The 11,938-nt window shown below is 50.0% G+C and carries 12 protein-coding genes and 1 pseudogene; 8 read left to right on the top strand and 5 right to left on the bottom strand.

The window, feature by feature from the left end:
* On the top strand, window positions 1–693 hold a 693-nt coding region (locus J4G02_15685; protein ID MCE2396006.1), incomplete at its 5' end, for an MBL fold metallo-hydrolase.
* A gap of 25 nt (window positions 694–718) precedes the next feature.
* Here J4G02_15685 and J4G02_15680 read toward each other — a convergent pair.
* Window positions 719–1,066 (bottom strand): hypothetical protein, encoded by a 348-nt coding sequence (locus J4G02_15680; GenBank protein MCE2396005.1) that lies wholly within the window; start codon window positions 1,064–1,066, stop codon window positions 719–721.
* A 28-nt stretch (window positions 1,067–1,094) separates the two neighbouring features.
* On the opposite strand from J4G02_15680, the gene J4G02_15675 reads away from it, so the two are divergent.
* The 7 genes from J4G02_15675 to J4G02_15645 all read left to right on the top strand — a co-directional run bounded on the left by J4G02_15675 (window position 1,095) and on the right by J4G02_15645 (window position 6,820).
* Window positions 1,095–2,171 carry a DUF1593 domain-containing protein gene (locus tag J4G02_15675; protein MCE2396004.1) on the top strand — a complete coding sequence of 359 codons (1,077 nt, stop codon included), beginning with the start codon at window positions 1,095–1,097 and terminating at the stop codon, window positions 2,169–2,171.
* A gap of 35 nt (window positions 2,172–2,206) precedes the next feature.
* Window positions 2,207–2,458 (top strand): hypothetical protein, encoded by a 252-nt coding sequence (locus tag J4G02_15670; protein ID MCE2396003.1) that lies wholly within the window; start codon window positions 2,207–2,209, stop codon window positions 2,456–2,458.
* Window positions 2,459–2,522: 64 nt separating this feature from the next.
* Window positions 2,523–2,798, top strand: coding sequence for a DUF433 domain-containing protein (locus J4G02_15665; protein MCE2396002.1), 276 nt, complete (start codon window positions 2,523–2,525; stop codon window positions 2,796–2,798).
* Window positions 2,779–3,141: a DUF5615 family PIN-like protein gene (locus J4G02_15660; GenBank protein MCE2396001.1), complete on the top strand. Its 363-nt coding sequence runs from the start codon at window positions 2,779–2,781 to the stop codon at window positions 3,139–3,141. Before J4G02_15665 ends, J4G02_15660 begins: the two co-directional genes overlap by 20 nt.
* 218 nt (window positions 3,142–3,359) lie before the next feature.
* Window positions 3,360–4,409: a DMT family transporter gene (locus J4G02_15655; protein MCE2396000.1), complete on the top strand. Its 1,050-nt coding sequence runs from the start codon at window positions 3,360–3,362 to the stop codon at window positions 4,407–4,409.
* 24 nt (window positions 4,410–4,433) lie between these two features.
* Window positions 4,434–5,582, top strand: coding sequence for a Gfo/Idh/MocA family oxidoreductase (locus tag J4G02_15650; protein MCE2395999.1), 1,149 nt, complete (start codon window positions 4,434–4,436; stop codon window positions 5,580–5,582).
* Window positions 5,582–6,820, top strand: a complete 1,239-nt coding sequence (locus tag J4G02_15645; protein ID MCE2395998.1) for a M24 family metallopeptidase — start codon at window positions 5,582–5,584, stop codon at window positions 6,818–6,820. The genes J4G02_15650 and J4G02_15645 overlap by 1 nt, the downstream gene beginning before the upstream one ends.
* A 362-nt stretch (window positions 6,821–7,182) precedes the next feature.
* Here the strand turns inward: J4G02_15645 and J4G02_15640 are convergent, their stop codons facing one another.
* From J4G02_15640 to J4G02_15625, 4 genes and pseudogenes are all read right to left on the bottom strand, one after another.
* Window positions 7,183–8,187, bottom strand: coding sequence for a DUF4340 domain-containing protein (locus J4G02_15640; protein ID MCE2395997.1), 1,005 nt, complete (start codon window positions 8,185–8,187; stop codon window positions 7,183–7,185).
* A gap of 32 nt (window positions 8,188–8,219) precedes the next feature.
* Entirely contained in the window at window positions 8,220–9,869 is a 1,650-nt protein-coding gene (locus J4G02_15635) for a GldG family protein (protein MCE2395996.1), read from the bottom strand.
* 4 nt (window positions 9,870–9,873) lie between these two features.
* Window positions 9,874–10,590, bottom strand: coding sequence for an ABC transporter permease (locus tag J4G02_15630; GenBank protein ID MCE2395995.1), 717 nt, complete (start codon window positions 10,588–10,590; stop codon window positions 9,874–9,876).
* Between the two features lie 341 nt (window positions 10,591–10,931).
* Window positions 10,932–11,859 (bottom strand): annotated as a pseudogene (locus J4G02_15625) (ATP-binding cassette domain-containing protein).
* Window positions 11,860–11,938 lie beyond the last annotated feature (79 nt).

The following is an 11,938-nucleotide window of genomic DNA, read 5'->3' as shown; positions in this document are numbered from 1 at the left end:
CTGAAACCGACAGAGGACCAAGTCCACAAAATTGCAGAATGCCTCAATCTCAACGGCGCACGATTGGCAGACATTGCAATGGAACGCTGGGGACCCCAACCGGTCCCATCGGGCTACGACGATGCTTTGGAAGTCATCACCATCACAGCAGATGTCGGTGGCTGGCCCGTCCATGCGTACCTATTGGTGTGTAAGGCAACCAACGAGGCAGCCATCATTGATACCGCTGCGCACCCAGACGATGTGCTGCAGAAGGTGGAAGAGGCCGGCGTCAAGCCGACCTCAATCCTGCTGACGCACGCACACGGCGATCACGCCAACGGTTTGATGGAGATCGAACGGGCGACGGGCTGCCCGACATACATCCACGCACAGGAACCACAGCCGCGCAGCACCCAACAATTACGACTCCTCAACCATGGAGATGACGTGGCGGTCGGCAACCTCTCCGTGAAAACGCTCGATACACCCGGACACACGCCCGGTGGTTGCAGCTTCCATACCCGTTCCACAGTGATTGTCGGCGACGCGCTATTTGCGGGATCGGTCGGCGGTGCGAATATTTCATATACCGATCTACTCTCCGGGGTCAAGAACTACCTGCTTTCGCTCCCCAACGACACCAAACTCTTTCCCGGACACGGTCCTGCCACGACCGTCGGCGAAGAAAAGGCGCATAACCCATTTTTCTAAGGTTCGATAATCACGGTTTTTTTTTTTAGGCAGAATTCAGAATAAAAGCATTATTGATAGGAGTTACGCACTTGAGTTTGTAGTAGCGCAATTCATTGCGCGTCTTTAAGGCAGTAAGCATACGCCGTATGCCGTAACCAAGCCCATCGACTGCATCCTCCACACGCAGATTAAACAGGACGGCAAACTTACGGCTTAGTGCATACAGCATGACGGGAAAACGCTTGAGCCGGCGTGGGCGCGTTTCTACGAGATTGGACAGGAACGCCGCGGCGGCTACGATTACTACGGTACCTGGGCTGCCAACCTGCTCGCCAAGGATTACCCGTGGTGGAGATCGAAGCACAAGCTCCCGACGGAATGACCGGCTCACAAATCTCATCCGGTAAGGAGATCAGCCGATGTTAAGAGAAATGAAGAGCTGTAAATTCTATTTCACAGTAACAACCCTGCTTCTGTTTACTGCTATCGCTTTCGCACAAGAGGTGAATATGGAACACAAAGAAAATGAGCACCATTCAACGAATAGACTGCGTGTAATCATGACATCGGATTTTCCACCGATTGGCGTCGTCAAGGGTGGCAACGTACCCAACGATCAAAAGAGCGACCCAGATGATATGCAGTCGATAGTCCGCTTCCTGTTGTATGCCAATGAGTTTGACATCGAAGCACTGATAGCTTCAGCGGGCACCTTTGCCAACATAGCCAAGAAACAAAACATACTGGATGTGATCGACCACTACGAAACGGTATACGAGAACCTGAAAAAACATGATCCCTTGTATCCCACCCCGGACTATCTGCGTTCGATTACTTTCCAAGGTCGTAGCGGCACCTGGGGCAAAAAGGGTACTGTTAATATTGGTGAAGGCAAAGACAGTGAGGCTTCGGAGGCAATCATCAGCATCGTGGACAAGCCCGATCCGCGTCCGGTCTATATTGGCATCTGGGGCGACTGCAGCGTTGTAGCGCAAGCGGTCTGGAAGGTACAGAATACGCGCAGCACTGCCGACCTAGAAACGTTCCTAAGCAAATTACGGATCCATCAAATCGCGACCCAAGATGGCACGATTGGTTGGTTGCGCGATAACTTCCCAAAGTTGTTCATCATTCACTCGCAAAAGACTTACCGGGGGATGTTCGGCGGACGGGATCCGATTTCAAACCTCGCCTGGGTCAACGAGAACATTCGCAATAACCACGGATCTCTCTGCGATGTGTATCCACACGAAGGGATGGGCTGCACCGGGGTGTGTGAAGGGGATTCGCCTTCGTTCCTGTGGCTGGTGAGTGCGAACCGTGGGTTGAACGATCCCAACGACCCCACCCAGGAAAGCTGGGGCGGACAATTCAAGCGCGACGGAAAAACCAATCACTATGTTGATGGGCCCGGCCCGTCGAGCATCTCCAAGTGGCGTGCCGACTATCAGGCGGAGTTCCAAGAACGCGCAGACTGGTGTATAAGTCACCCCTAGCCACACTAAAGTTTTCATTGGGCTATGGAGGTCGGGTGGATTGGCACTCAGGGCGCATACACACGATTTTATACGCTTACGCTTCGCCCGAACGCTCCTTTTCCACACTGATTGTCGGGGACGCGCTATTTGCGGGATCGGTCGGAGGGGCGAACATTTCGTATACCGATCTACTCTCCGGAGTCAAGAACTACCTGCTTTCACTCCCCGATGACACAAAACTCTTCCCCGGACACGGTCCCGCCGCAACCGTCGGCGAAGAAAAAGCACATAACCCCTTCTTCTAACGCTGACGACCTATTGGATTAAACGCAATCTGATACAGTTGGAACCAAAAAGGAGTGTAAACGTATGCAAACCGAACCCCTGCAGCAATGGACAGATCGAATTGTTATTGATGAAGCAATTCTGACTGGAAAACCTGTTATTAAAGGCACCCGTTTAGCTGTCGAATTCATTATTGATCTGCTAGCACGTGGGTGGAGTGAGGCAGAAATTCTCGAAAATTACCCCGGCATTGTAATCGAGGACATTCGAGCATGTCTCGCTTATGCTAGTGCGACACTACATGCCGAAAAGGTTTACCCACTTCCGATGAGGTTAGCGGATGCACCTGTTAGCAAATGAGAATTTCCCCGGCTTAGCAATCACTGCCATTCGTTCACGCGGGCACAACGTAGCATGGATACACGAAGATTCACCCGGCATCAGCGACCACGCGGTGCTATCTCGCGCTACAGCCGAAGAGCGAATACTGATTACATTCGATAAAGATTTCGACGAATTAGTCTTTCGGTTAGGGCTCAACGCCCCTTCGGGGATTATTCTATTTCGCATTCCACCTGATTCACCATCGTTTGTTGCCCAAACAGCGGTTACTGTCTTGGAAAGTCGGACAGATTGGTCAGGACACTTTTCCGTCGTTGAGGAAAATCGTGTGCGTATGACACCACTTATATCAATATCTTAAACTATACTAACCCAAGTTGCTAGGTTAGGAGTTGTGCAGTTGAACGCCCAAAGCCTTGTAGTTCAGCACTTCATCGCCAGAGGACATAGTTTCCAACGCCCGATGAATCGGGCAACTACAGCAGGGTCACCATCAGAAATCCCGTAGGGAACAACGATCGTTGTTCCCTATTTTATTTCTTCTTTACCAAACCAGCAATTTAGGCTACAATAAACCGCATGACACAAAAACCCGAAATCGATCCCACCGAATCCAAAAAAGGAAAAATCTACCTATGGCTCGCGATCCTGATATTCGGTGCCGCCTCAGCGGTAGTCGCCAAGTTGATAATGATCGGCGAAAACGCGTTGCTAGACGGCCGGAATCCGATAGCGTTCTGCAACCTGCTATTCGCCGGAAACGTCGTCGCTGGACTGACGCTACTGATCATCTTCCACAGAGACTGGCGCCCCTCCGAACTCAAGGAACTGACCCCCAAACAGTGGCTTATACAGCTTGTCTTAGCGGCAACATCGGGCGCGTTGGCACCATCCTTGATGTTCCTCGCCATTGAGCAGACCTCGGTCACAAACATTGTGCTGATCGAAACAGTTGAGATCCCATTGGGTCTGTTCCTCGCGTGGCTGCTATACCGGGAGAAATCCAGTTGGAGCGCGGTCATCGGTGCATTGCTGGCTTTGGTGGGTGTCGCAACAACCCTCTGGTTAGAGATGGGGCAACCCGATGAAATGATGCAGCAAGGTCAGATGCGTGGCGGTATTGGACGCGGCGAAATCTATGCGATGGCTGGCACATTTCTTCTGGTATTTGGGGCAGAACTAGGGCGTAAGCAACTTCGATCGATTCCTTTGGGCGTCTTCAGTGTTTTTCGCAATTTTATCGGTTCAATTATCTTTCTCATCGTCGTGCTCATTATGCTTGGACCGGGACACTTTATGGATCTTTTCAGACCCGTACTCTGGGGTTGGATGGCGTTGTACGGGAGCGTCATTGTGGTTGGCGGTCAACTCTGCTGGTTTTCGGGGATCAAGCGGGTAACGCCAGCTGATATTTCGTTAGCTGCCGCATTTTCACCGATCGCTGGGGTCATCTTCGCATTCCTAATACTCGGTGAAATCCCAATGACCGCCCAAATCATCGGCGGTGTAGTTATACTCTGTGGTATTGGGGTAGGGCTTGCTGGGGACCTGAAATTCCCACAACGGGAGGAAAAACGGACCCGATCCGTCAAATCGGAAGACAAACCCAAGGCGTTTACAGGCGTCTAAAACCGAGTTCACCGAGGAGAAAACATGCCCAATTCCAAGAATCCTAAATATCGCGTTGGCGTCATCGGCTGCGGGCGAGCGGGGACAGGGCGCGCTCGTGCCTTTGACCTTCATCCCTTATGTGGGGTCGTTGCCATTGCCGACACCGATCCCGAAAATCTGGCGTTAGGTTCTCGACATTTCAATGCTCCGGGCTACAACACTTTTGACGAGATGTTCAAGTACGAACAGATCGATATTGCGATGCCGGTCTTGCCGGTACGCCCCAACGCCGATGCCGTCGTCGCTTCAGCGGAAGCGGGTGTCAAGGCGATCTTCTGCGAAAAGCCGCTCACCGCTAGCCTCAAAGATGCCGACCGCATGGTGGAGGCGTGCCGTTCTCGTGGTATACATTTCGCCGCAGGCCTTGTCATCTCAAGCCACCCAGATTACCAGAAGGCTTACGAACTGGTCACGGCAGGCGAGATAGGCGAAATCCAGCGGATTGACCTGTATAGCCCTAACAATCAGGGCGGGTGCCACGGGCTGAACTTAGTCCGCAAGTTCACAGGCAAGGCACCTGTCGATTGGGTGGTCGGTTGGGTGGACGGAGATCCCTTCAGCGACCACGAACATCCGTACGATGAGGCTAAGACCGGATTTGGAAAAATCGGTGGCTACATCCGCTTCACCAACGGGGTAGAGTGCTTCAGCAACTACAAGGAGATCGGATGGAAGGGGATCGAGATAATCGGTTCCAAGGGAATAATATATAACTGGAACAATACCGGCTTGGGTCTCCACCTTTTGAAGAACGATAACACGCAACGAGGACCCGCCAAACTCAGAGAGATCAAGGGCTTGTTTGAGGAATACAGCGAAGCAGACCGGGGTTACGATGACGAAGGATGGCTCGATCCAGGCAATCCGATGAAGGGAATTGTTCAGGCGATTGTCGATTCGCTGGAGACGGCGGCGCCACTCAAGATAACCACCGGGGACGACTTACGCCATGCGTTAGAGATAGCTATCGGTTTGAGGGAATCTCATCGACGGGGGCATACCCCGGTGAAATTTCCCATTGAGGATCGAACGCTTATCATGCATCCACAAAGATCGCGATGGCACTATAAGAAAGATGTTTACGGTAGGGAGTGGTACATGGAACAGATGCGACAACAGAGGAGAGATTAATGAACATTGAGGAAATTCAACGTTTTCTCACCGAGAAGCGGGACGGATCTCCGCGAAATTCAAAGACTTCTCGACGCAAGGATCGGGAATCAAAAGGTCTCGACGGCTGGTTGCTGTACGATTTTCGGGGGTCAAATCCAATTGCCAGAAACGTCGCTGGTATTGATGATCCCGGTATCACCCGGCGTTGGTTCTGTTATATTCCAGTGGGGGGAACACCGATATGGCTTGTCCACCGTATTGAAGTTTCCCATTTTGCCAACGTCCTCGGCGAAGTCAGGACCTACACCGATTGGGGTGGACTGCAACGTGAAATGGAAACCATCCTCAAGGGTAGCAATCGGGTTGCGATGGAATATTCTCCCTTTGCCGCTATCCCTTACGTTTCAAGGGTGGACGCCGGCACAGTTGAGTTGATCCGTTCCTTGGGAGTTGAAGTGGTCTCCTCCGCGGATCTGGTGCAACAATCCGAGGCGCGTTGGACCGCAGATCAGTTTGTCGGACATCTGGAATCGGCACATTTAATCCTAGAAATCAAAGACGAAGCGTTCGCGTGGTTGGGTAAGCAACTACGCGCTGGGATACCGGTCACGGAGTATGATGTGCAAAGTTTCATCATGGAACGCTTTGACGCTGAGGGTTTGATACCGGGACACCCGCCAATTGTGGCGGTCAACGCAAAAGCCAGCGATCCACACTACTATCCGACAGCAGATCCACACCAACCTATTCAGCCGGGGGATTTCGTCCTGATTGATTTATGGGCAAAGCAGAAGGCGCCGGATGCCGTCTATGCGGACACGACGTGGGTTGCCTATGCCGGTACAAACGCTCCCCAACGCTATATTGAAGTATTCGAGGTTGTCCGCGACGCACGGGATCTGGCAGTCAGTTTCATCCGTGAGAGTTTCGCGGCGGGTGAGGTGGTTTACGGCTATGCTGTCGATGATCTAGTGCGAAGCTACATAACGCAGAGGGGGTATGGCGAGTTTTTTATCCACCGGACTGGACATAGCATCGGCACAGAGATACACGGCAACGGCGTCAATATCGACAATCTGGAAACGAAAGATGAGCGTGCGTTAATCCCCGGTATCTGCTTCTCGATTGAGCCGGGAATCTACCTTCCCAAGTTCGGCGTTAGGACCGAGATTGATGTCTTTATAGCGGATCTCACACCCGAAGGCGTGGTTGTAACAACCCTCCCCGCGCAAGAAGAGGTCATAATGCTGCTGTAGATTTGTCAGGTTAATCTCAGTTGCTAGGGTGTGTTGACATTTATGTGAGGAATGTCCATAATTCAACGATAAGTCCCTATCGTAGGGGCGAGGTCTCCTTGCCCAACGGGTTGGGAAACCCAACCCCTACAGGAACGACTCAATGTAGGGGCACCCCTTGTGCCTGCCCTGCTGTAGGTCGATTTTCCAAAATCGACAATACCTAGCGAGATGAACCTCGACCTACGGACTTTCTGCCCAGACACCGTAAGTCAGCCGCCAACGAACTAATGCACCAACACAGCCCCAGAGGAGCGACAGGTATATAACTTCAGTATAGTGTCAACACATCCTAGCAACTTGCGTTAAGAATATATAAGAATTTACTCCCCTCCTCCGCCATCTATCGTTACAGAAGCACCTTCGCTGCCAGATTCTGAGACAGGAGCTGCAGATTTCAGATCCATTGACTTCTTGATTAGCGTGTCCACATGCCTTTTGTTCAGCTCAAAGATTTGCGTTTCATCCTCGCGCTTCACGTAGTACGAACCACTCTCCTCTATCCCAATCAGAAGCGTTTTCACTGCCCCATCCTTGAGCGTAGCAGTGACTGACATCTTCGGCACGTCAAGTCCATACTCCGAAAGTTCTTTCGATTCGGCAAAATCGTCGGTATCCAACGAACTCATCAGATCCGTGATTGCCTCGACCTCCGTTCCATCGGCAGCAGAGACGATCGGTTTAAGCATCTGCCACGTGCCTGCAGCATCAACCTGAAGCTCAATATCTTCCTCCTCCGATCTGATTCTCAAGTGGGTCACGTCCTCCTTAAGAAAAGAAAAAATCGACCGATCTCGCCACGAGCGATAGCCTTTATCCAAGGTAAGTTTGAGATTGCCCTTAACGATGTAGACATCGTTGGAATCTGCAGCGCGAACATAGCTGTCAAAGATTCCTGGAGTTGTCTTCCCAGCAAACAGGTGCGCTAGAAGGTTCCCACTTGCGTCAGTGAGTTTAGCTTCAACGCCGGAGCTGTCGACTTGAAAAACAGCTTGCTTCTCCGGGTTTGACGAAGCGCGTTCAATCGTTTTCATCTCGGCAACCTGATCGAGCAACTCCTTAACAGCTGTCTGATCCGCAGGATAGTTATCCATCGTCTCCACAAGCCACTGATCATTCTGCTTGGCAAGGATCGTAGTTGTCAACCCAAATGGGCTGATGATTTCGATTTTCGCCACGCTTTCCTTGTTAAAGAATGGAAACAAGAGTTGCGCCCCCTCAACCTTTTTCTGCTTCTCACTTTTGCCGAAGGGATTCTCGAATATCAGGACCAGTAAACCTAAAACGACAAACACACCAATTAAAACTAAAAGTTGTTTTATTTTCATAATCTCACCTGAATTGACGATGAAGCAGGACTTTATGACACCGATCCATACGCTTCAACCATACGTTTCGCCCTCCTTCTCAAGAAAAACCGAACTAGCCCAAAGGCCACGACAAGGAGCGGCACACCGGCAATGCTTATAAACTTAAGGAAGAATTTCTCGTTCTCGGAGATCTCTTTCAATGGACGGTTTGTGGCACCGTGAGATCTTATGTTAATCAGTTCTTCACCGAGCGTAAGCCAGTCTATCGTATTCAGGAAAAAGAGTCGAGCGTCCCGTTGACCCTGTTGTAAAAATTGGGAGTTTCCAACCACAACGATCTGGGTCGCTTCACCGTCGGTCTTTGTTGTTCGATCTTCTTCCGCCGGTTTAGCCGTCACCCCTTCTTCGGATTCGCTAGATTCGACGAGTGGGATATCTTTACCCGCATAAAAACTCTTGAACGTTCCTGAGAGCGACACCGCGACGGTATGCGCCTGCTGCATGGAAGCCGGCGGTTGGAATTGGCGATTCGTCGGACTGATGTTGTAAGGACTTTGCGCCGTCCAACCTCCTCTACTAGTTTTGGCGAGTGCGATTGCTTCGACAGATGCGTTCTCTTGCGGAAGCAGTTCAAGCGAACTCGCCCAAGGCAATGTCAAGCTCTCCAACTGGCTCGTAATAATACTGTCCTTCGATAACCCGTCTGAGGTCTCCCCTGTGCGGTATTGGTACTCCTTCAGCACCTTGATGAAATACGCGTAGCCTGTTGTTACCGTCATGAACCCCTGCGAATAGGTGAGTTGCCCCATGGAAACATCAAGCACAAGGTTATCATTGAGTCTAACACCGTAGTGTTCCAACAGATCGTTCAACCCCGTTTTAAGCGGACTCACGCTCAGTCCTTCGTATTGGATAACGATCGGATCGATTAGAAAAAGCGCCCGCCCACCCCGCATGATGAACTGATCGATTTCATATTTTTCACGCTCCGTCAACTCCTTTTTCGGTCCCGCGATTATTAACGTTGCCACATCGGAATCAATCGCTTTGCCAGCATCAATCGGTACTTTTCTCACATCGTACTGCTTGCTTAACTCTTGACGCAGCGGACCAAACGCCTGATCGAAAACATCCATCTCATCATGTCCTGAGAGAAACCCGACTGTCTTTACCTCTTCGCTCGTTACTTTAAGAATCGCAGAGGTCAGATCATACTCAAGGTTGGCGGTTGTTTGAACGACTGGGAGAATCTCTTTTTTATCCTCATAGAGGATTGCGATACCCATATACACGTTAGCAACTTCCGCTTTGTCCTTCTCGATGACGTTCACCTGCACTTCAGGAATTCCCATAAACCGAAGTTTCTGCTTTTCGGATTCGTCCTCTGCCGCAGGGTCAATAAAGTTAATCTGCAAATTTTTGGAAAAGGCACGATATTCTTCAAGCATATCGCGGACGGATTGACGGATCTGGGCAACGCGCGATGGCTGCCGTGAGAAATAGGCATCAATCGTCACAATGTCATCTAGCCGCCTGAGGACTGTTTTGGTCGATTGTGAAATTGTGTATCGCTTGTCTTCCGTGAGGTCCGCGCGAATAAAACGACGGCTTGATAGGAAATTGACCAACGCGACAATGCCGAATACGACGAGAATAAAGGCGAGTGTATTGCCACCATATTTTAATGTTTTTGCAGCCATAGATCTATCTCCATTTCTGAACTGTAACCATCAAAACACTTAAATATAGAAAAAAGCCAATAACAGAAAAATAATAGATAAGGTCCCGCGAATCAATAACACCTCTCAGAATGCTGCTAAAATGGGCGCCCAAGCCGAGATAGCTGAAAATCGGGACAATCCAGTTCGGCGCATTGAAAAGTACAATATCTTCACCGATGATAAGCAGCCCAAAGCACATCACAATCCCAAGGATGAAGGCGATAATCTGATTTTCCGTAATGGTCGAGGCGAACATCCCAATCGAAAGGTAAGCCCCTCCCATCAGGAAAAGCCCGATGTAGCCGCCAAGGATAGGCCCCCCATCTGGCTCCCCAAGATAGGCGACAGTAATGGGTAGCGAAAGGGAGAGCAAAATAGTTACCCCAAGCAGGCAAAAACTAGCGAGATACTTCCCGACGACCACTTCATAGTCTTTAATAGGAAGGGTCATCAAAATTTCAACGGTGCCTATCTTCTTTTCCTCTGCCCAGAGCTTCATAGTAACTGCCGGAATAAACAGAAGGAATATCCACGGCACCCAACTGAAGAAACCCCTCATTACAGCTTGACCTACGAGGAAAAAGCCTCGAAAGAAAAACCAAGCGCTAAGTGCGAGAAAAAATGTGATAAAGATATAAGCGATAGGCGAATTAAAGTAGCTTCTAAACTCTTTCTTGAAAATTGCGGCTATATTATTCATTTCTTTATTCCACATGTTAAACGCGCCATAAACTGCACTATTACACACAGGAAAATCCCCCGTCAACTTTCGACTGCAAACAAGGAAATCTCCAGTCGGGACTTACATTTATAGTGAATTCAAAAAATAAACAGACACTTTCGCTCCCCGTGTTGGGTAGGCGCTGTTTCCAACTGCGCCTATGCGGTGCGGGTGAAAACCGCACCTACCGAGGTCATAGCCCGGATTTTTCCCTCCCCGGTAGGCGAGGTTTTCTAACCTCGCCGATTTGCAGTGTCTCATTAATTCTAAGGTCCACTATAATTAGGTCCCATCCAGTCTGAAAAGTAAACGGATTGATTTTACGCGGCGGTAGGTTGGGTTGTAGATTCGTTGCCGGTCAGTTGCCGGAAGACATCTTCAAGGCTAATTGCTTCCTGACGCAATTCTGTCAAACTCCAGTGATTCTGGACCACAAAATGGAAGAGCTCCTCTGCCGTGTCTGTTCGCATCATCATCAGAGCTGACCCGTTTGAAATCTGAAACTAGATTTAAGGCTTCAAGTTTTGCTTCGATCTCTTTGCGGGGTCCGCGGATAGAGATGTGGACAACCTCTTCTCCGCGCGCCCGTCCAGCTAACTCGTCCGGTGTACCGTTTGCAACGATCTGTCCATCGTTAATAATCAAAATTCGGCTACAGGTAGCAGAGACTTCAGACAGGATGTGTGTACTGAAGATGATCATCTTCTCCTTGCCGATCTCTCGGATCAGATTCCGAATTTCGATAATTTGGTTGGGGTCAAGCCCGGAGGTCGGCTCATCAAGCACAAGGATTGGTGGGTCATGAATCAAGCTTTGCGCCAAGCCTAGGCGTTGGCGATAGCCTTTGGAAAGCTCACCGATATCCTTTTGGATCATCTTCTCAAGCCCACAGATGTCGACGACATCTTTAATACGCTGGGAGCGTTGGCTCCTTGGAATGTCCCGAATTTGGGCAATAAATTTAAGATAATCGATAACTCCCATATCTGTATAGAGAGGTGCGCTTTCGGGTAGGTAGCCGATCTGTTTACGGACTTCAAATGACTTCTCAAAAACGTCATATCCAGCAACTTTCGCGGTTCCCTCATCCGCCGATAGGTAGCAGGTTAAGATACGCATCGTTGTGGTTTTGCCCGCACCGTTTGGACCTAGAAAGCCTAGGACCTCCCCCGCTTTCGCATCGAAGGAAACATTATCTACCGCAACGGTTGGACCATACCGCTTCGTCAAATTTATCACTTCGATCATGCTCGACAATCACCTCTATTCCTTTGAGTTTTTAGGATTGATTAATAACATACCAAGCAGAAATAATAGCATTTTCATC

The sequence above is a fragment of the Candidatus Poribacteria bacterium genome, from assembly GCA_021295755.1.
In the GTDB taxonomy this organism is placed as follows: Bacteria; Poribacteria; WGA-4E; order WGA-4E; family PCPOR2b; genus PCPOR2b.
This window is presented reverse-complemented; position numbering and strand designations above follow the sequence as displayed.

Coding starts and splice junctions, on each gene's coding strand:
- J4G02_15675 (MCE2396004.1), top strand. CDS start 1,095: ATGTTAAGAGAAATGAAGAGCTGTAAATTCTATTTCACAGTAACAACC.
- J4G02_15665 (MCE2396002.1), top strand. CDS start 2,523: ATGCAAACCGAACCCCTGCAGCAATGGACAGATCGAATTGTTATTGAT.
- J4G02_15660 (MCE2396001.1), top strand. CDS start 2,779: ATGCACCTGTTAGCAAATGAGAATTTCCCCGGCTTAGCAATCACTGCC.
- J4G02_15655 (MCE2396000.1), top strand. CDS start 3,360: ATGACACAAAAACCCGAAATCGATCCCACCGAATCCAAAAAAGGAAAA.
- J4G02_15650 (MCE2395999.1), top strand. CDS start 4,434: ATGCCCAATTCCAAGAATCCTAAATATCGCGTTGGCGTCATCGGCTGC.
- J4G02_15645 (MCE2395998.1), top strand. CDS start 5,582: ATGAACATTGAGGAAATTCAACGTTTTCTCACCGAGAAGCGGGACGGA.
- J4G02_15640 (MCE2395997.1), bottom strand. CDS start 8,187: ATGAAAATAAAACAACTTTTAGTTTTAATTGGTGTGTTTGTCGTTTTA.
- J4G02_15635 (MCE2395996.1), bottom strand. CDS start 9,869: ATGGCTGCAAAAACATTAAAATATGGTGGCAATACACTCGCCTTTATT.
- J4G02_15630 (MCE2395995.1), bottom strand. CDS start 10,590: ATGAATAATATAGCCGCAATTTTCAAGAAAGAGTTTAGAAGCTACTTT.